Below are 19,586 nucleotides of genomic sequence, written 5' to 3'. Positions count from 1 at the left end.
TGGGTAATTGTCACATCAAAACCCTTGTCGCTTGCAGGTTCCAAATTTAGGAGACCGACTGCAAGCTTTCGAGCGTTTCCGCCGCGTCCATCCAGACCAGTTCGGCGCCATCCAATTCACCGCGCAACTGGCTCTGTTGCTTGATTAGACGCTGAAGCTTTTCTTTTGCCGCTGCATCATACAGTGTTGCGTCCGATAACTCATTTTCAATGCCTGTTAGGTCTTTTTGCAGTCGTTCCATCAACTGTTCGGCTTTTTTGAGCTTCTGCTGCACTGGCTTTAATTTTTCCCGCTGCACGGCTCTGGCCTGACGGCTGGCCTTGCGCTCGTCAGTGCTCTCCTCGCCGGCGACCTGACTCCGCTGCGAGCCGGTTTGCGGCGCCTTTAACATGGCCTGGAAGTAATCATCCAAATCGCCATTGTAGAGCTCTACACCACCGTTTCGGACCCACCAAAACTGTTCTGCGGTGGAATTAAGCAAATACCGATCGTGGGATACTAAAATTACTGCGCCCTCGTATTGTTGCAACGCCAAATTCAAGGAATCGCGCATCTCCAAATCCAAGTGGTTGGTCGGTTCGTCCAACAACAGAAGATTTGGCTTCTGCCAAGCAATGAGAGCCAATGCCACACGGGCTTTTTCACCACCGGAAAAGTTTTTCACCGGCTCGTCCGCACGCATGCCTGAGAAGCCAAAGCGGCCAACGAAATTCTTGATGTCCTGGTCTTTCGCGACATCATCGATGCGACGAATATGTAGATAGGGGCTTGCTAGGTCATCGAGCGACTCCAACTGATGCTGGGCAAAGTAACCGACCTTAAGATTCTGGCCGCGCGTGACCACCCCCTGCAGCGGTTCTAGGTCACCAGAGAGGGCCTTGATCAGGGTCGACTTACCGGCGCCGTTCACCCCCAATAAGCCCAGACGCATGCCCGGATGGAGGCTCAGGTTGATGCCCGACAACACCGTCTTGGTGGGATAACCTAGGTTGACGTCTTTGAGGCTGACCACCGGATCCGAGACTCGACCGTCGGTGCTAATACTCAGATCGTAGCCATGGCTCATCAACAATGGTGCGTTCATTGTCAGGCGTTCGAGCATCTTGACCCGGCTTTGCGCCTGCTTGGCTTTGGAGGCTTTGGCCTTAAAGCGCTGCACGAAGGACTCTAAATGCTCCTTCTGCTTCTGCTCTTTGTTGAAGGCTGCCTGGTGCTGTGCCATCCGTTCGGCGCGCTGACGCTCAAACTGACTGTAGTTGCCGCGATACAGTTGGAGCTTTTTCTGTTCGAAGCTCACCACCTGAGTGGCTACGCCATCCATAAAGTCACGATCGTGGGAAATAAACAGCAGTGTACCTTGAAACTGCTTCAGCCACCCTTCGAGCCAAAAACAGGTATGCAGATCCAGGTGGTTGGTGGGTTCATCGAGCAAGAGCAGGTCAGACGGGCACATCAGGGCACGGGCCAAATTCAACCGAACTCGCCAACCACCGGAAAAGGAATCGACCGGATTGGTGAATTCCGCCTCGGCGAAACCCAAACCGGCCAGCAATTGCTCAGCCTGATAACGCTTATTAAAGGCCTGATAGGTGTCCAACGCGCCAAGCTGCTCGGCCACGGCATGGTCGTCGTTACGGCTTTGTGCCTGCTCCAGTTGCTGTTCTAGCTTGCGCAACTGTTGGTCGCCATCGAGCACAAACTCGACGGCCGAACGATGCACCGCGGTAACTTCCTGCTCCATATAGGATAGCCGCCACTGATTAGGCATCAGGAAATCGCCTTGGTCGAGAGTCAGGTCACCCTGTAGCACCTTGAATAGCGACGTTTTGCCGGTACCATTGGCACCAATTACCGCAAGGCGCTCGCCCGGATTAATTGTCAGAGATGCTTGCTCCAGCAATGGCTTTCCACCAAGCTGTAGAGAAATATTTGAGAGTTTTATCATGGGGCAGGAGTTTACCAATGCGTTGCAACAGACGCCATTGTGGCGTTTCGCTAATCGAGTCTATTTGCCAAATAAAATAGCGCTGCTCGCCTGGCAAGACGATTATGCAGCCCAGGTGAACGATATAATCGCCATCGCCTTCGCCTTACAGCAAGGACTTAGCTTACCCGCCTGTTGGTGGCAAGACGACTCGGTGACTCACTTAAGACCCTTGATAGGACGCGTTCGCCACTACCGAACTGGCTTGGACGGAGCGCTTAAACGTAACGCCCTAACTTTTGAGTTGATGCTGGAAGGACTGGATATTCAGCTGCTACAGGCACTTTTTGTTGATGCGGAGCTTGGATCGGGCGATCTTGTCGAGCACTATGCACTTTCTTTGGGCGTAAAAAAGGGAGCTCTCGCTCCCCTTATCCAAACCCTGCTCAGGGTTACCGATTCAACTTAAGCGTTAGCGGCTTATACGTCCTTTTTTGAATCGAACAGGCTGCGACCTTCTGCCGCTGGGACATTGGCGGTTACGGCTGCTGCCGGCTGGTTTTCGACCGGCTTACTCATGCCCGTCGGCTCGGCAAGCGCCATTGGCTTCGCGGCTGGCGTATCTTTTTTCGCAGGTGCGACAGGCTTGGGGGCTGCTTTTTGGGCGATTGCCTTCTTAACAGGCGCTTTTTTCGCAACTGCTTTTTTAACCGCGGCTTTTTTTGCTACCGGAGCTTTGGCGGCGGCCTTCTTAGCAACCGGTGCCTTGGCAACCGCTGGCTTAGCGACTGGCTTCTTGGCAACTGCTTTCTTAGCGACTGGCTTCTTGGCAACCGCTTTCTTAGCGACTGGCTTCTTGGCAACCGCTTTCTTAGCGACTGGCTTCTTGGCAACCGCTTTCTTAGCGACTGGCTTCTTGGCAACCGCTTTCTTAGCGGCTGGCTTCTTGGCAACTGCTTTCTGGGCCGCGGCCTTGGCTTTAATGGCCGCTTTCATGGCTACAAGTTTGGCCTTGGTTGCGGCCTTCTTCTCGACAGCCTTAGCCTTGCGGGCGGCGACTGCGGCAGCTTTTTTCTCTGCCGCGGCGGTCTTTTTAGCCGCATCGGTCAATTTTTTCGCTTCAACGGCAGCGGCCATCGAACGGCGTTTAGCTTCGTCTTTACGGAGCTTAAGGATGCCTTTGGCAAGTTTGGCCGTTAGGGCGGCCTCAGTTTTGGCTGCGTTTAAAACAAGCTTTGCGGCGGCCTGCTCTGTTTTCAGAGCCTCTACAACGACCTTAGCGTCGGCGACCATGGCAATTGCCTGCGTCGCGGCACCGGCAGCTGCAGCAGTCTTTAGCTTTTTCGCCTTGGCAACGGCTTTCGTTTTTGCGGCGATGGCTTTCTTAACCTTCGCGGCAGCCGCGAGCACTTTCTTACTCTGCGCTGAAACTACTTTTTCTGCGCCACTCAATTCGCTTGCTTGAGCCTTCAACAGTTTAGTTTCGAGACTAACCAATTCTGCCTTTAAGATTCCCACTTCTGAAACTGCAACCTTGGCAGCAGGTGCCTTGGCTTTAGCAGGCGCTGATTTTGCAGCGGCGGCCTTGCCCGTTACTTTTTTAACAGTGGCTTTTTTTGCAACAACTTTCTTTATTGCTGCAGATTGAGCTGGTTTTTTCTTTGCAACGGCCATGACCTTGGTCCTCTTAAGGTAAGTGATTAAACTTTGTTAATTCAACTTGACACTATTTAGATTCGGCTTGAAAAATTCAAGCTTTTGTTTTCTCTTTAAATATTTTCATAACGGGTTATTCAATTTCATCAATCCAATCGACCAACTTCTGCCAATCGTTTATGTCAGCCTCCTGAGCATTACTTAGATCGTGAATGCCCAAGCCGTATTCGGAGGATCGGATATAAAATTGGGTATCCCGAAAGGTCGAAATGAACGGGATTTTTAGGCTTTTCAGGAACAGCTCGAGCTTCGAATATACCAGGGTGTTTTTTCGCACCCGATTGGCAACTACAGCGATCCGGCGAGGGCTGCTCCGATAGGCCGGTGTTAGAAAGAGTTCTTTAATAAACAGAGTCGTCGCACGAATATCGATGGGTGATGGGGTAACTGGAATAACAATGAAATCAGATTCGCGTACTAGATCGTTGAGCAATTGGCCGGTCAGCCCCGCGGGCGTGTCGATGACCACCTTGGTGGTGCCAACGGGCAGATTATGAATTTGCCAAGTACGAGTAACCTGTGTTGCACCCTTTTTATAGGCCGACACGCCATGAATTTCGGCGCGCGCCGTTTGCCGCAGTTGCAACCACTGAGTCGATGAACCTTGCGGATCAAAGTCAATAAGCGCGCATTGCTCTTGCCGGCAAGCAAATAGGCTCGACAAATTAGTCGCGATGGTTGTCTTGCCACTGCCGCCTTTGGCGTTTGCGATGAGGATCCGCTTGGGCGCCGCTGTCGGTTTCGCTAGGATGCGTGGTTCAGTTGTCAAATGTGTCGTTACCATGGTCACTCCATAAATGCCCAGCTATGCTAACAGATTTTTACTTGTCAAAAAGCATATAGATAACCATTTGAACCAATCGCCACCAAATTACCCTGATACCAGCCAATATCCAGCACAATCGCGCTTTTAAATGCTTGTTTACCTTCGGTTCCCAGCTTCCATGTTTGACTTTTTTTACCATTTGTCGCATTAAATTCGAATATATTTCGGTGCGTTGTGCCCACTAAAAGTCTATTTTCCCCGACAAAGCGACCGCTATAGAGTCGGAATTTTGCTGTTCGCAGAGTCGAAATTCTGGTGTAGGATTTCAGATTCCATATTTCAGCTTTCTCATTGGCTGGCACTATCAATGCTTTTTTGCCACTCGGACTCAAGGCTACCAATGGCACCTGATTGGAATATTTAAACTCTCGGAGCATGCTGCCATCACCAATATTCCAAAGCCGCGCACTACTGTCTTCCGAACCGGTTAGCACAATACCTGCATCGATATTTAGTGCCACGGACACAACCGGTCCCTGATGGATAAACTCTCGCAAAAGGCCGCCATTTTGAACATCAAATAATAACGCGCTGTTATTGGCCAGACCTAGCATGGCAAACCGTCCGTCGGAGGACAGTGCAACGGCCTCAATTTTTGCCGGTGCGGACCAGAACCAAATCGACTCACCGGTCGTTGTGTCCCACAAAACGAGGTTGAAGTAATTCGCGGTTACGGCAAAACGTCCATCAGACGAAATGTCGCTGTAAAGAATTTCGGTTAGATAACCCTCACGGTGATTCCAGTTAAAACTGCGGCCTTTTTTTTCCAGATCCCAGTACGAACCACCGTGCAGATAAGACCCCACGACAGCTGATTGGCCGACCTTATCGATGGCGGCGGAATAGATGCCCTGACTGGCCAATTGCACTTTTGAACTTGGCCCTTGTGGCAGACAGCCATTTAGCAGCATGATCCAACACAAGGTAAAAAATAGAGTTATCGGCTTCATAATTGGCAACAGTCAGCGATCGTTGCGGACAGTGTAGCACCGCCCGAACTTGGAACGAAGAAAGATGCCGTTAAGGCCGGCCAAGGTTGCTGAGCAGAGTAGGGGTCGAGCTAGGTAATGAGCCGATGGCTTCGGACAGATTAGGGTGGATCTATTATTGCCAAGCGCCATCGACCGCGGGGCGGTCTTGCAACCCATAATTATTAAATTATCCAATAGCAAGCGTGGCCCACCAAACGGGTCACTGCCTTGTGAGCGGTTAGGCCAAGGTCTTTTGATGTGCGGTGTGCAGTCGCGCTATGAGCTGATCTTCCATATCGAATCGCTCGCTCATCTTTTCACCTAAGGATGATAGATCACCATTGAGGTTGACGATGTTGGCCTCGACCAGATCAATTGACGCATACTTATCATTAAAATTGAGCAAGCGCTGTGTTGTCAGTTCAATTTGTGGGTACAGCTCATGGGCCAATTCCAAACCACCATCGTCATACTCCTTGGCTTCGCGAAATAACTGCTCATAAATCTCAAAATGGCCTTCGGAGATATAATCGACCAGCTGTTGACTGAAAATCTGCAGTTGTTCTGCCAGATTTTCTTTCCCTTGGGCCTCTTGAATGGCAAAAAAACTGATCAAGGCCTGTTGCCGATCGGACAACCAGCGATCGATCATTTCATGTGTACCACCCCAACGCTCTTGAGCTGTTTTACAGTTTTCCAACATATGGATGACCTATTCTCGCTGCTAATGACGGCATCAACACAACGCCGTAATGAATGTCCTATGAATACAATATAGGCTCAGTAAGGCCTTCAGACAACCAACAAACGCTTTTTATGCCAGCTTTTCAAACGTGTGGGCACTGACAGAAACACCACGTTAGCCTATACTTCTTTATTTGTCAGCGCAGAGAATTTTATGTTGTCACGATGCTTTAAAAACAGATTTCGTTTTTTTGCCTTGAGCTGTGCCGTAAGCATGGGTTTTTCCTTTGCCGTAGCCGCAGACCTACCCCCCGGAACGGCCTATGTCGAATTGCAGCCGGCCTTTACGCTGAATTACGGGCAAACCACTAAGGTCCGATATCTGCAAGCGGCCGTTACCCTGCGAGTGCGCGACGAACTGGCGGCAGTTGTGGTGGCGGTCCATCTAGATGCAATCCGCCATGAGATTATTATGCTCTTCGCTCGGCAATCGGAAGAAACCGTGCGCAGCAGTGTCGGTCGAGAAGACATACTCGAGCAGGCGCTTGAGGCTGTGCAGGCATTAATGATTAAGGAGACGGGCGAGATTCTGGTTGATCGCGTCTTGTTTACCTCTTGGGTGGTTCAGAGCTAACCAGCGCCCATTCAACAGCGGCTTAAAGCCGCACATCCTGGCAAGGCTCTGGTCAGCAGCCCTTGCCAGCGACAGGTTACTGACGCAGATATTCGGCCAAAAAATCATCGAAAGTGCCGCTGTCGTTTGCCTCAATATCCCGTTGTCGACCGACGCTAGCAGCCGTCTCGCGCTGCCAAAAGGCCACCTGCTCCGGCGCCAAGGGCTGACTAAAATGCGCCGCAAATTGAGCCGACTGCTTTAGGCTGAAATTCAGGTAAGATGATTGTTCTGTAATCTGCGCTAAGACCTGATGTGACGGCGTCAATCTGACATCATCGATCTTGTCTTGCTGCTGCTGGCAGGCTTTCTGGTAACAGTCAGTGCCGGTCTTTTTATCGATCGTGACGGCGAATTCGGCTATCGACTCCATCAAGGTTTGGGCTAATGCCGGTAACAGCTGATCACGGCCGCCATGGCGTATGGTTAAATTCGGGTCTCGCCCGTTCAGTGCCACACGCTCGCTATTACGCTGGACCTGCTGGCATTCGAGCGTCGAAATCTCCGGGCTATCTTGCACTAAACACCAGAGCAAAAACAAATCAACAAAATCAATCTGGCCTTCATCGATACCCAGTGGCAGCAATGGGTTGATGTCGAGGCAGCGCACCTCTATGTACTCAACGCCCCGATACCGCAAGGCATGGAGTGGCTTCTCACCTGAGTAAGCAACACGTTTGGGGCGGATATCACTGTAGTATTCGTTTTCGATTTGCAGCACGCTGGTATTAAGCTGTTGATACTCACCTTGCGCCATTAGACCCATCTGTTCGTATGCGGAATAGGGTGTTTGAATGGCATTGGAGAGAGTTTCGGCATAACTTTCCAGTGAATTAAAGCACACAAACAGATTCGCCTGCGCCTTGTTGGAATACCCCAGATCACTCATCCTCAGGCTGGTCGCATAGGGAGCATAGAGACTCTGTTCACCCAAAGGCGTCAGGTCGGCTGAGCTATGGTCGAGAAAGCTGCTATCAGCCGCGGGTGAGGCACCGAATAAATAAAGCAAAAGCCAACTGTGGCGGCGGAAATTTCGAATCAGACCAAAGTATTCGTTAGTCTTAAACTCGGTCAGGTCACCCGTTTTATGATTCACCAGGGCCCATTGTCGCCAAAATTCTTCACTCAGCGACCAGTTGTAATGCACCCCTGCGATGGTCTGCATTTTCCGGCCGTAACGATGCCATAGACCGTGTCGGTAGATGGTTTTTAGGCGCCCTATATGGCTATTGCCATACTGTGCGATAGGGATCTCTTCCTGCGCAGGCAACAGCGACGGCATGCTGCCAGACCACAACCATTCGTCATCTAGGTGGCTGAACGAAAATCGGTGTAAGGCATCGAGCTCGTTTAGCAGCCGGCCTTTGTCGCTGTGCACACCGGTAATGAACTCCATCAGACTTTCCGAGTAATCGGTAGTAATCGATTTGTGGGTCAAGGCCGAGCCCAGACTCTCCGGATGGCCAACTTGGCTGATCTGGCCGGCTTTACTGACCCGTAAGGCTTCGCGCTCGATGCCACGCTGAAAGGTGAAAGCATTACTGTGTAAGTCTTTAAGCAATTTGAGACGGGTAATGGCAGGCAAGGTGGCGCCCTCGATAAATGTAGCTAAAGTATGGGGCTGAATCGGGATAGATCAAGCTGAGGCCGATCTATTCCATTCATCAGCCACCGGCTGGCGGAGTGCGGGCGAATTAGCGCCGCGCACCCTTTTTAAGCGCCTGATCAAACAGCGCGTCTAAGGTGCTGGCGGGCGCAACGGGCGCCTTGGCTTGGTTGCGGCTGCCGCCGCGTCGGTTAGCACTGCGCTCACCCCCGGGCGTCGCCGAATCCGGTTCGCTTTGGGCATCATCGTCGAGTCGCATCGACAACCCAATGCGCTTGCGCTGGGCATCAATTGCCATGACCTTAACCTTGACGATATCACCGGCCTTAACAACTTTTGCCGGGTCCTCGACGAAACTGTGGCTGAGGGCGGAAATATGCACCAAACCATCTTGGTGCACCCCAACATCGACAAAGGCGCCGAAGTGCGTGACATTTGTGACCACGCCCTCTAAGACCATATTCAAACGCAAATCTTTTAACTGCTCGACACCATCCTGAAACACGGCAGTCTTAAATTCCGGTCGCGGGTCGCGCCCCGGCTTATCCAACTCGGCAATAATATCCATTACGGTGGGCACACCAAACTGCTCATCGGTGTAGTCACTGGCATTTAAAGCCTTAAGAAATTTACTGTCGCCGATAAGGTCGTTAACCGCCTTGCTGCTGGTTTTCACGATGCGATGCACCAGGGCATAGGCCTCGGGATGGACACCAGAACGATCGAGTGGATCGGTGCCGTTCATGATGCGCAAAAAACCGGCGGCCTGCTCAAAGGCCTTGGGCCCCAGTCGTGGCACATCTTTCAGCTGCTTGCGCGAGGCAAAGGCGCCGTTGCTGTCTCGAAACGCCACTATATTGCTGGCAATGGTTAGGTTTAGACCGGACACTCGTGCCAACAAAGGAGCCGATGCCATATTCAGATCGACACCGACTCCGTTCACACAGTCTTCGACCACGGCGTTCAATTGACGCGCCAGAGCAACCTGAGAAACATCGTGCTGGTACTGTCCGACACCAATGGCTTTGGGGTCTATTTTCACCAACTCGGCCAACGGATCCTGTAACCGGTGAGCGATTGATATGGCACCGCGGATGGTTACATCCAAGTCGGGGAATTCCTGTGAGGCATACTCAGAGGCGGAATAGATCGAGGCGCCGGATTCATTGACCATTACTGGTTCGGCTTTAATGGCCGGATGCTTCTTGAGCATATCTTTTACGAACCGTTCGGTCTCGCGACTGGCAGTGCCATTACCGATGGCAATCAATTCAATGTCGTATTTCAGGCACAGAGCCGAGAGTACCTTTTCTGCATCGGCGATACGATTCTGTGGCGCGGTCGGGAAGATCGCGCCATGATCGAGCACCTTGCCGGTGGCATCGACCACGGCAATCTTGACCCCGGTACGCAACCCAGGGTCCAGACCGATGGTGGCACGTGGACCGGCTGGCGCGGCCAGCAATAGGGCTTTCAAATTTTGGGCGAAGACGTCGATGGCCGACTGTTCAGAACTTTCCCGGATTTGGCCGAATAGGTCGGTCTCGATATGGGTCAGTAACTTGATGCGCCAAGTCCAACGGCACACGTCGAGCAGCCACTTATCTGCCGGCCGCGACTGATCTTCGATACCAAAGGTTTCGGCGACCATCAATGCGCCAGCACCAGCACTGCGCGGATCTTCGTCAGGCAACACCAAGGCTAGGCTAAGGCAGCCCTCGTTACGCCCGCGAAACATCGCCAAAGCACGATGACCGGGCACCTTATTGAGGGCCTCGTCGTGTTCGAAGTAATCTTGGAACTTAGCGCCATCCTGTTCTTTGCCGGCAATCAGGCGCGCCTGAATCTGACCAAACTGCCACATATATTGGCGCAACTTGCCCAGCAGGGCGGCATCTTCGGCAAAGCGCTCCATCAATATATAGCGCGCGCCATCCAGCGCCGCTTTGCTATCGTTTATCTCCGCCTGCGGGTTCAGATAGGCCGCGGCCTGGAGTTCCGGGTCGAGCATTGGGTCAGCGAGCAATGCCTCGGCCAGGGGCTCAAGACCGGCCTCTCGAGCAATCTGCCCCTTGGTACGGCGCTTCTTTTTGTAGGGCAGGTAAAGGTCTTCCAATTCCGTCTTGGTTTCAGACTGCATTATGGCCCGTCGCAGCGGATCGGTCAGCTTACCCTGTTCGTCGATGGTGGCCAGAATGGACTTACGGCGATCCTCAAGATCGCGTAGATAGCGCAGTCGATCTTCCAGGGCGCGCAACTGTATGTCGTCCAAACCGCCCGTTACTTCCTTACGGTAACGGGAAATAAAGGGTACGGTGGCGCCCTCATCGAGCAGGGCTACGGCCGCAACCACCTGCCGATCCTGGACATTGAGTTCACGGGCAATTTTTTGTTCAATCTGCGACATGGGTTTCCTTGGGCTTAGCGGTTAACCAGATAATGGCTGTTATAATTGGTAAAAAGAGGTTCGAATGCAAGCCTTCATATACTCGTTAACTCCATGATTCCAAAGGTGAAACAAAGCAAGCCTGGGCATGCCTCATGGGGCGCCCTAGGGGCGCGCTAAGCTGACCGAGAGGACCATCGTTGAGGGTGCCTTTTGCGGAACCACGGCTCTAGCATGAAGGATCATTGCATGAATTAATCAAAGTTCTATTGTCTTTTTGGCGAACTTTGCAATAATCGGCCGAGGAATGTGACTCCATTTGAACTAAAACTAAGGGAAATCCCAATGGCCAAGAAAACAACTGCCTTGAAAGAGCGGCTGACAAAAACGCAAATTCTTACCGAAATTGCCGACAATACCCAGATGAGCAAGAAGGACGTGCAACTGGTACTCGACGAATTGTCAGACTTGATCGAGCGCCATATTAAGAAACGTGCCGTGGGCGAATTTGTTTTACCGGGCCTAATGAAGATTCAGACCGTTAAGAAGCTGGCACGCAAAGCCCGCCCAGGCGTCAATCCCTTTACTGGCGAAGAAATTATGATTGCCGCCAAGCCGGCGACCATCACGGTTAAGATTCGCCCATTGAAAAAATTAAAGGATATGGCGATCTAACAAAACGGATAACATATTATTGGCTTTCGTCTTTGAGAGGCCTATCCTAAATTTTTTTTCGTTTGCCCTAAGGTTAGGATTTTGACGCCCGAATTGCCCAAGCAACGCCCCCTCGACCGAATCGACCTGAAAATACTCAAGGCCTTACAGGATAATGCGCGCCTGTCCTATGTCGAGCTGGCGCAGCGAGTTGGGCTGTCGACTACACCTTGCCTTGACCGGGTCAAGCGGCTCGAAGGGTCGGGTTATATCCAAGGTTACCACGCCAAACTGAGCACCGAGGCCCTAGGCCTCGAGCTTTTGGTGTATTTAGAAATTACCTTGGTGAGCCAATCACCGGAAACCTTTCAAGCCTTTCATGCCGCTACCGAAAAAATTGCTTATGTGCAGGAATGTCATCTTATTTCCGGACAATCTGATTATCTATTAAAGCTGCGCTTGCCCGATTTAAAGAGTTACCGAAAGCATCTCGGCGACCTGCTGCTGGCCTTGCCCCACGTGCGGGAGTCAAAAAGCCATATTGTCATTGAAGAAACCAAGCAGAGCGCGATTTTGCCGTTGGATTTAATCGCCCATCGGCACAAGACTTAGATCAACCCAGCCACTGCATCACCGCCTAGGTCGAATCCAATCGATTGCCCCCTGTCGGCCTTATTCGAGGTGCCCAAACGCCAAAAATCGGCTAGGCTTTAACAACGCTGAACCATTTGTGTCATTTCTTTAAGGAGCTTTACCATGAATCATTGGCTTAAACTGTCCCTGCCACTAGCCCTGTCGGGCGCGCTGATTTCAGGCTGCACGACCATGGACGCCTTTACCGGTGAAAACCAAATTAGCGGCACCTCAAAAGGCGCGCTTGCCGGCGGTCTGCTCGGTGCCGTTATTGGAGCGGCCACGGCGCCCAAGGCCGATCGAGCCAAACGCGCCCTGATCGGCGCCGGCATAGGCGGCGTTGCCGGTGGCGGTGTCGGTTTCTATATGGACAATCAAGAGAAGCAACTACGCGAAGAACTGGTCGGCACCGGTGTGCAGGTACGCCGCACCGAAGCAGGCCAAATCGATCTCATTATGCCTGGCAACATCACCTTTGATGTTAGCAGTGCGGCCGTACAGGCCTCTTTTAAACCGACCCTGGCATCGGTTGCCAGGGTCCTATCCGAATACGATGATACCCTGGTGACCATCAGTGGCCACACCGACAGCAGCGGCAGTAACGAGTATAACCAGCTTTTATCCGAACAGCGGGCTAGCGCTGTCGCCAATATTATCTTAGAGTCTGGCATAGTCTTCGAACGCGTCGCAGCGGTCGGCTATGGTGAGAACCAACCGATCGCCGATAACGGCACCGCTAACGGTCGTGCGGAAAATCGCCGTGTCGAAATCACCCTCGACGCCATCGTCGCTGACTGACGACCGAGCGACTCAATAGATCCTTCCGTCAAGGCAGCCTGGGCTGCCTTTTTACTATTTCATTCAGGTGACAGCGTGGTAATTATTGGTTATATCTCAGCGCTTGCTGCAGCCCTGTGCTGGGCGCTTAGCAGTTTGCTGGCCATCTCGCCTGTGCGCACTCTGGGGGCCATTCCCTTTAACGCTCTGCGCATGACCTCGGTGGCGCTGCTGCTTAGTCTCTGGCTGCTGCTCAGTCAGCGCTGGCATTGGCCCGAGCCAGACGTGCTCTGGACCCTAATGGCGTCAGGCTTTATTGGCATATTTTTGGGCGATACCCTGTTGTTTGTCTCCATGCGAATTCTTGGCCCACGCCTGGCCGGCCTGTTATTCGCATGCAATGCACCGATCAGTTTCGCTCTCGGCTTGTGGCTATTAGGCGAGTCTTACTATTGGCTCAATCTACTCGGTGTGGGCGCGACAACGGTCGGGGTGTTTTTCGCGATTGCCTCGCGCACCAAGACCGGCGGCCATCAGTGGGAGCAGTCGATGGGCCATGTCGGTCTGGGCCTGATGGCCGGGCTTGGCGCTGCCCTATGTCAGTCCTTGGGTACCCTTATTGTATTTGATACCTTGCGCGCCGGTCAGGATCCAGTCTTTGCTACCCTAATTCGTGTGGCCGTTGCGGTGGTGTTTTTACTCCTCAGTTTGTTGGTCCGGGGTATGTCGGGTACGGTTCTGCCTTACCGAGTATTGAGCTCAACAATGGTCGGGCAAACGATTCTCAGTGGCCTACTCGGCATGGCAGTCGGCATGAGCCTACTGCTCTATGCGGTGAAGCTTGCCCCCTTGGGAACAGTCGCCATCCTGTCGGCGACAACACCGGTGATGGTCCTGCCAGCACTATGGCTCACCACTCGGCGTAGACCTTCGGCGGCAGCCTTTGTTTCGGCGATAGTGGTCTTTTTGGGTACGGCAATGATATTTATCGCAGCCTAATGCGCTATGGAGGCACCCGTGCAGATCAAACAACGACTCTTTAGTGCCCTCACACCATTGGCCAAGTGGCATGCGCCCTTTGGTTACATCGGCACCGGATTGTTTGCGGGTTCGATCCTACTACCACTCGTTAATCCGCAGTTAGATGCGCAATGGTGGCTGCTCTGCATCAGCTTAAGCGCCGGCTTTTGGGCGACCTATGCTCTGCTCAAACAGATACAGGATCACCGGCCCAAGCCTGCGGGCCTGGTTGGCTGGTTTGTTGGACTGTGGCATACGTTGATTTTTTGGGCCTGGCTGCTGGTGGCATCCTTACTATTAGTGCTGGTGGTTAAGTTGCTTTTATTTGTTATTTTTAATTGACCTAATTCTCTAACATAAAGGTCACCGGACCGTCATTTTGTAAGCTTACCTGCATGTCGGCACCGAATTGCCCGCAGGTCGTTGCCGGGTGTTTCCGTTGAATGCGTTCTACTACCCGATTAAACAAACGTTCGGCTTCTTCTGGCGCAGCCGCATTGGAAAAGCCGGGCCTAAGGCCCTTACCCGTATCCGCAGACAGGGTAAATTGGGACACCACTAAGATGCTGCCCCCGGATTGGCCAATATCGAGATTCATTCGGCCTTGGGCATCGGCGAAGAGTCGGTAGTGGAGGAGGCGATCGCTGAGACGGTCGACGCTCTGTTCGGTGTCATGGGCATCGATTCCCACCAAAACCAGCATACCCTCAGAGATCTGCGCGATGCAGCGCTGCGCAACCTCAACCCGGGCATGACGAACCCGCTGAATAAGGGCCTTCACGCTTCACTCTCCGGTGAACCCAGACGCAGAGCGAGTTTTTGGGTGGCACCGATCAGGGCGTCTGTTAAGCCGACATCGAAAGCCGAGTGGCCACCTTCACGCACCAGATTCAACTCCCCATCGGGCCAATGCTGGGCCAGCGCCCAGGCTTGCTCCGGTGGGCAAATCATATCGTAACGACCATGTACGATAAAACCCGGGATACCAGCGAGTTGGCTGGCTGCCGCTATGATCTGATTAGGCCGCAAAAAGCATTGTTGGCGAAAGAAATGGGTCGAGATCCGGGCCATCGCGATCGCCGTATGGGTGGCCATATAATAGGTCTCGGCACTGACGCTCGGGCGAAACGAGGCATTGACTGATTCCCAGCGCGACCATTCCTTGGCCGCCGACACCACCGCCAGCTCGTTCTCACCGCGTAATAAGTGATAATAGTCTTCGATCAGATCGGGCCCGATACGCTTACCAACCGGTGCGATAAAGCGTTGCCACGCCTCCGGAAAGAACCGACTGGCGCCGGCCCGATAAAGCCAATCCAAATCCTCTGCGCGGCCCAAGAACACCCCGCGCAAAATCATACCGCGCACCTGCTCGGGACACTGCTGAGCATAAAGTAGGGCCAGGGTCGCACCGAAACTGCCACCGAATAAGACCCAACGACTGATCCCAAGGTGCGCCCGAATCTGCTCTATATCGGCCAATATTAGCGCGCTACTGTTGTGCTCGGTGTCGGCATAGGGTGTCGAACGGCCTGCGCCGCGTTGGTCAAAGATAATGATGTGATAGCGTTCGGGGTCGAAGAAGCAGCGCATCTTGTCGGAGCAGCCCACACCGGGACCGCCGTGCAGTACCAATACCGGTATGCCCTCGGGCGAGCCGGAACATTCTAGATATAGCTGATGGCCATGGCTGACCGGCAACATCTCGGTTCGATAGGGTCGAATGTCTGGAAACAGCGTTTTCATTTCGGTTTCTCCATCAACTCCCCTCATATTGGCACAGTGGTTAGGGTGACGCAAAAACTAAAGTGGAGCACTGACTTCGCACAGGCCCGTGCGTGGGCCCTGAACAGTGCTCAGACCGCCTTAGCGGCCTGAGCTGTTCATCAGTAAGGCCAACGCATCGGTGATATGGCTGGGCTTATGAGGCGGTCGCAGCAGGGTTGTTAGGTTTCCGTCTGGGTCCACAATCGCATAATTATCGCTGTGCGCTACGGTATAGTCTTCTTCACCGCTGCCCTCCCGAAAGTAAACGGCACCGAGCTGGTTCGCCAAGGTCGCGAGCTGATCATCCGCTCCAGTCAGGCCGACAAATTCCGGGTTGTAATAGGGCACATAAAGTGACAGTTGCGCGACTGAATCACGCTCTGGGTCGACCGTAACCAACCAGAAACGGACCCGATCGGCCAACCCCAATGCCGTTAATTGCTGCAGGGCGACGTTCATATCGGCCATATTGGTCGGGCAGATATCCGGACAATAGCTGTAGCCAAAGGTGATCAGATCCCACTTACCTTGCCACTGCGCGGTGGTAAAGGGGTCGCCGTCATGGCGGGTCAGCTCAACCTCGGGTACCAGCCTTGGGGTGTCAAAGTGCACACCATTGACCAGTTCAAGCTGTTGTTTCAGTGTCGGCCGATCGCCGAGCGTTTTCACCACAATGGCTAACACCATTAGCGCGATCACGACCAGAGATAGACCGACGGTCCAGGCAATGGATCGATTAGTCTTGTTCGTACTATTCATATGAGCTTACCCATACCAAGAGATGATCGGCGACCAGGCAAACCGGTCGACCAGCAGAGCTAGAAACAGATAGAGCAGGTAGCTGATCGAAAACTTAAAGGTGCTCCAAGCGGCATCGATCTGCTTGTCATACAGCAGACGGTAGCTCCATTGCAAAAACCGCACACCCAAGCCCAATGCTACAACCGCATAGATACCACCGCTGGCACCCAAGGCGACAGGCAAAAAAGACACCGCTAACAGCAACCAGCTATACAGCCAGATCTGAATACGGGTATAAGCGATGCCATGCGTAACCGGCATCATTGGCACGTTGGCCTTGGCATAGTCATCCCTGCGATGGATCGCCAGCGCCCAGAAGTGCGGAGGCGTCCAGACAAAGATAATCAGCACTAACAGTAGTGGTAGGCCAGCGACTTCGCCGGTCACCGCAGTCCAACCGAGCAGGGGCGGCATAGCGCCGGCCAACCCACCGATAACGATATTTTGTGGGGTTGCCCGCTTTAGATAACCGGTATAGATCAGGGCATAGCCAACCATCGATGCGAGCGTGAGCCAGGCGGTCAGGGCATTGGTATAGGCGAATAGAATGGCCATACCTAAGACGGTCAGGACGATCGCAAAGCTAAAACCAGTTCGCGGGGAAATCCGACCCGTGGCGATGGGCCGCTTCTGCGTTCGGGCCATGCGTTGGTCGATTTGCTCATCGAGGATATGGTTCACTGCGGCACCGGCACCGGCAAGAAATGCGATACCCAGCGTGCCCATGATCACCGCCACCCAAGGCACGGCACCAAGAGGCGCTAGGGCCATACCAACCCAGGCGGTGATCAGCATTAAAAAGACCACCTTGGGTTTGGTCATTTCATACAGATCGGCGATGAAGGCTTTAGTCGTCATCATCGACCCCGCCAAGGTTGACTCAGACATAGATTGGATCCTTACGATTTAACAAAACATTGATCAGGGCAACGGTCACCAATAACAGGGCGCCGCCCAAGTTGTGCAACACCGCCACCGATAAGGGCAGGCTGAACACCACGTTGCTAATGCCCAACGCAACCTGCACCGCCAACAGCCCGACCAGTAGAGCGGCCCAACCACGTTGACGCACCCCGATCAGCGCCCAGGCTAGCCCTAGGACGAATACAGAGGCAACGATTGCGCCGATCCGGTGACTCAGGTGAATAGCTGTGCGCGCCGGTACCGCCAACTTGCCACCCTCATAATTCGGCCCTATCGGATGCGCAAAATCAAAACCTGTCTCAAAATCTGCCTCAGGCCACCATTGGGTCTGGCATTTGGGGAAGTCGGTGCAGGCCAGCGCGGCATAGTTGGCCGACGTCCAACCGCCCAGGAAGATCTGCATCAGTACCACAGCCAGTGTCCAGGCGGCCAATTGGCGCGGCTTGTGGAATTGTTTAATCTGCGCAAAGGCACTGAACCGGTTGCCGCTCAGTCGCAAGGTGAGGATAGCGAGCAGGGTTAGGGTGGTAAAGCCCCCGAGTAAATGGGCCGTAACTACCTGGGGCCATAACTTCAGCGTCACCGTCCAAGCCCCGAAAGCACCTTGCAGTAACACTAGGCAGAGCAACAGCAGCGGCAGTTTAAGTGGTTGATTGTGCTCGCGCCGATGCCGTATGGCCATAATAACCAAGGCCACAATAAACAATCCGAGGCCGGTTGCTAGGTAACGGTGCACCATTTCGGGCCACGTCTTGGCTAAGTTAACCGGTATTTCCGGGTAGGTTTCGTTGGCAATGGCAATGTCGATTGCCGTCTGCGGCGCCCAGATATGACCGTAACAGGTGGGCCAATCGGGACAACCTAGACCAGCATGCGACAGCCGAGTAAAGGAACCCAGCACCACAACACAAATTGCCATCAAGGTGGCAGCCAGTGCCAAGCCGAAGCTTGGTTTTCTTAGACTCTTACGCATTCGCTCTATCCGATGGTCGATAATTTAAGGAGTTTCTTGAGATCACTTATTTGGGCACGGTAATCATGGGCATTGGTGAAATACAGCATAATATTGCCAAAGGGGTCAGCGACGAAGACGATATCGTCGGCTAAGTCTGCGGCCGGAATACGACTGAGCAACTCTGCCGATAGGTCATCGGTGGCCAGCGTTCGGACCTGCAGGCGCGGGTACTGGACGACTTCGTCTTGTGCCAGTGGCGTCTGGGTCAACAGCACCCGTTCTATACGCGACTCCAGCTTGCCTAAGGCGATGTGCATCTGACGTTGCTCATACAGGCGTTCGCTACAACTGTCCGCACAGGTAGGGGAGAGCTGAATCAGGGTCCAATGCCGCTCGGTACCGATCACGACTTCTGGATAACCCAGGTCGGTAACCGATAGGACCGGCGTCAACAATATGCCCTTATTCGAGGTCTCATCCGGTAACATTAGGCCACTGAAATAGAGCGCTGTGGATGCCACCAGGACCAGTAAGGGGGTTATTAAAATAATCAGCAATTGGGTCCGGCTATAACGCACAGCCTCCACGTCCCCTGACGACGATACTTCACTCACAATATATACCCCTCAATTATTTTTTTTAAAGCCGGCATATAGAAACATGCACAACAATACTACGGCCATACTAAACCATTGGATGGCGTAGGCTAAATGTTTCGCCCGCGTCATCACCGATGGCTGCCAGATATTCGGCCCGAGGCCCTGCTCTGCGCTGTCAATCAATTGCCCAAATCCTATCACAGGGACGCCAAGGTGCGCCTCTAACCAGTCTGTTGTTAGACCCTGCACCACCCAGCGATCGGTCGCGCCAGGCTGAGCCAGATTACTATCGACATCGAACAGGGCATTCTTCGGTGCTGGGCGCAGAGTCACGCGACCCGCACTCAGACCTACTGGCAGCTTTATCAAAGGTAATTGGCTTCGATCATAGTCGCCGGCCAACCAACCCAAGGACACCGCTAGATGACCCGCTGATGTGTTCACAACGGACCAAATTTCATAACCAAACTGACCTGCTAGGGTCTGATTATCGAGCAAAAATACCATCGGTTGACTGAACTGGCCGGTAACCAAGACATCTCGATACAACGGGATGGCCTGCCAATCGATTTGATCAAAGATCAGCACTTCAGCTTCGCCCAGGTCGAGCAGCTGCGCTTTATCAGCGGCTCTGGTAAGCTGCCAACCGCCCAGAACAATAAACAAGGGT

Annotated in this window: 21 protein-coding genes; 7 read left to right on the top strand and 14 right to left on the bottom strand. The window is 53.1% G+C overall.

Going from position 1 to position 19,586, the window contains the following annotated elements; all coding sequences use genetic code 11:
* Positions 1-46: 46 nt before the first annotated feature.
* The gene (locus tag REIFOR_RS00210; protein WP_100255639.1) at positions 47-1,945 is read right to left on the bottom strand and encodes an ABC-F family ATP-binding cassette domain-containing protein; all 1,899 of its coding nucleotides are present in this window, start codon (positions 1,943-1,945) and stop codon (positions 47-49) included.
* Here REIFOR_RS00210 and REIFOR_RS00205 point away from each other — a divergent pair.
* Positions 1,944-2,393, top strand: a complete 450-nt coding sequence (locus REIFOR_RS00205; RefSeq protein ID WP_100255638.1) for a DUF2390 domain-containing protein — start codon at positions 1,944-1,946, stop codon at positions 2,391-2,393. The genes REIFOR_RS00210 and REIFOR_RS00205 overlap by 2 nt on opposite strands.
* 11 nt (positions 2,394-2,404) lie before the next feature.
* Here the strand turns inward: REIFOR_RS00205 and REIFOR_RS16905 are convergent, their stop codons facing one another.
* The 4 genes from REIFOR_RS16905 to rsd all read right to left on the bottom strand — a co-directional run bounded on the left by REIFOR_RS16905 (position 2,405) and on the right by rsd (position 6,140).
* Complete coding sequence (locus tag REIFOR_RS16905) at positions 2,405-3,598, bottom strand: histone H1-like repetitive region-containing protein (protein WP_193437313.1); 1,194 nt, start codon at positions 3,596-3,598, stop codon at positions 2,405-2,407.
* A gap of 115 nt (positions 3,599-3,713) precedes the next feature.
* The gene (locus REIFOR_RS00195; protein ID WP_100255637.1) at positions 3,714-4,424 is read right to left on the bottom strand and encodes a ParA family protein; all 711 of its coding nucleotides are present in this window, start codon (positions 4,422-4,424) and stop codon (positions 3,714-3,716) included.
* A gap of 44 nt (positions 4,425-4,468) precedes the next feature.
* Positions 4,469-5,416 (bottom strand): WD40 repeat domain-containing protein, encoded by a 948-nt coding sequence (locus REIFOR_RS00190; protein ID WP_145980195.1) that lies wholly within the window; start codon positions 5,414-5,416, stop codon positions 4,469-4,471.
* Positions 5,417-5,675: 259 nt separating this feature from the next.
* Positions 5,676-6,140 (bottom strand): sigma D regulator, encoded by a 465-nt coding sequence (gene rsd, locus REIFOR_RS00185; protein ID WP_100255635.1) that lies wholly within the window; start codon positions 6,138-6,140, stop codon positions 5,676-5,678.
* 195 nt (positions 6,141-6,335) lie between these two features.
* Here rsd and REIFOR_RS00180 point away from each other — a divergent pair, with 195 nt between their 5' ends.
* Entirely contained in the window at positions 6,336-6,755 is a 420-nt protein-coding gene (locus REIFOR_RS00180) for a flagellar basal body-associated FliL family protein (protein WP_100255634.1), read from the top strand.
* 76 nt (positions 6,756-6,831) lie between these two features.
* Here REIFOR_RS00180 and gshA read toward each other — a convergent pair whose 3' ends face one another.
* Both gshA and REIFOR_RS00170 read right to left on the bottom strand, forming a co-directional pair.
* Positions 6,832-8,379 carry a glutamate--cysteine ligase gene (gene gshA / locus REIFOR_RS00175; RefSeq protein WP_158524243.1) on the bottom strand — a complete coding sequence of 516 codons (1,548 nt, stop codon included), beginning with the start codon at positions 8,377-8,379 and terminating at the stop codon, positions 6,832-6,834.
* A 109-nt stretch (positions 8,380-8,488) separates the two neighbouring features.
* Positions 8,489-10,807 (bottom strand): Tex family protein, encoded by a 2,319-nt coding sequence (locus REIFOR_RS00170; RefSeq protein ID WP_100255632.1) that lies wholly within the window; start codon positions 10,805-10,807, stop codon positions 8,489-8,491.
* Between the two features lie 324 nt (positions 10,808-11,131).
* Between REIFOR_RS00170 and REIFOR_RS00165 the strand changes: the two genes are divergently transcribed.
* The 5 genes from REIFOR_RS00165 (at position 11,132) to REIFOR_RS00145 (ending at position 14,212) form a co-directional block, all read left to right on the top strand.
* A complete protein-coding gene (locus REIFOR_RS00165; protein WP_100255631.1) occupies positions 11,132-11,461 on the top strand; it encodes an HU family DNA-binding protein in 330 nt (109 codons plus the stop codon).
* An 81-nt stretch (positions 11,462-11,542) separates the two neighbouring features.
* A complete protein-coding gene (locus tag REIFOR_RS00160; RefSeq protein WP_100255630.1) occupies positions 11,543-12,052 on the top strand; it encodes a winged helix-turn-helix transcriptional regulator in 510 nt (169 codons plus the stop codon).
* A 144-nt stretch (positions 12,053-12,196) separates the two neighbouring features.
* The gene (locus REIFOR_RS00155; RefSeq protein ID WP_100255629.1) at positions 12,197-12,871 is read left to right on the top strand and encodes a YiaD family glycine zipper/OmpA-like lipoprotein; all 675 of its coding nucleotides are present in this window, start codon (positions 12,197-12,199) and stop codon (positions 12,869-12,871) included.
* A gap of 75 nt (positions 12,872-12,946) precedes the next feature.
* On the top strand, positions 12,947-13,849 hold the full coding sequence (locus REIFOR_RS00150; RefSeq protein WP_100255628.1) for a DMT family transporter: 903 nt from the start codon (positions 12,947-12,949) through the stop codon (positions 13,847-13,849).
* Between the two features lie 18 nt (positions 13,850-13,867).
* Positions 13,868-14,212: a hypothetical protein gene (locus tag REIFOR_RS00145; protein WP_145980194.1), complete on the top strand. Its 345-nt coding sequence runs from the start codon at positions 13,868-13,870 to the stop codon at positions 14,210-14,212.
* Position 14,213: 1 nt separating this feature from the next.
* On the opposite strand, the gene dtd is transcribed toward REIFOR_RS00145, so the two are convergent.
* The 7 genes from dtd to REIFOR_RS00110 all read right to left on the bottom strand — a co-directional run bounded on the left by dtd (position 14,214) and on the right by REIFOR_RS00110 (position 19,582).
* Positions 14,214-14,651: a D-aminoacyl-tRNA deacylase gene (gene dtd, locus REIFOR_RS00140; protein WP_100255626.1), complete on the bottom strand. Its 438-nt coding sequence runs from the start codon at positions 14,649-14,651 to the stop codon at positions 14,214-14,216.
* Positions 14,648-15,616, bottom strand: a complete 969-nt coding sequence (gene pip, locus REIFOR_RS00135) for a prolyl aminopeptidase (protein WP_100255625.1) — start codon at positions 15,614-15,616, stop codon at positions 14,648-14,650. The genes dtd and pip overlap by 4 nt, the downstream gene beginning before the upstream one ends.
* Before the next feature lie 120 nt (positions 15,617-15,736).
* Positions 15,737-16,396 carry an SCO family protein gene (locus REIFOR_RS00130; protein WP_100255624.1) on the bottom strand — a complete coding sequence of 220 codons (660 nt, stop codon included), beginning with the start codon at positions 16,394-16,396 and terminating at the stop codon, positions 15,737-15,739.
* A gap of 6 nt (positions 16,397-16,402) precedes the next feature.
* Positions 16,403-17,326 carry a heme o synthase gene (gene cyoE, locus REIFOR_RS00125; protein WP_227003721.1) on the bottom strand — a complete coding sequence of 308 codons (924 nt, stop codon included), beginning with the start codon at positions 17,324-17,326 and terminating at the stop codon, positions 16,403-16,405.
* Positions 17,319-18,335, bottom strand: a complete 1,017-nt coding sequence (locus REIFOR_RS00120; protein WP_100255623.1) for a COX15/CtaA family protein — start codon at positions 18,333-18,335, stop codon at positions 17,319-17,321. The genes cyoE and REIFOR_RS00120 overlap by 8 nt, the downstream gene beginning before the upstream one ends.
* A 5-nt stretch (positions 18,336-18,340) precedes the next feature.
* Positions 18,341-18,931: a hypothetical protein gene (locus REIFOR_RS00115; protein WP_145980193.1), complete on the bottom strand. Its 591-nt coding sequence runs from the start codon at positions 18,929-18,931 to the stop codon at positions 18,341-18,343.
* Positions 18,932-18,943: 12 nt separating this feature from the next.
* On the bottom strand, positions 18,944-19,582 hold the full coding sequence (locus tag REIFOR_RS00110) for an SURF1 family protein (protein WP_158524242.1): 639 nt from the start codon (positions 19,580-19,582) through the stop codon (positions 18,944-18,946).
* Between the last annotated feature and the right edge of the window lie 4 nt (positions 19,583-19,586).

The sequence above is a fragment of the Reinekea forsetii genome (assembly GCF_002795845.1).
In the GTDB taxonomy this organism is placed as follows: domain Bacteria; phylum Pseudomonadota; class Gammaproteobacteria; order Pseudomonadales; family Natronospirillaceae; genus Reinekea; species Reinekea forsetii.
This window is presented reverse-complemented; position numbering and strand designations above follow the sequence as displayed.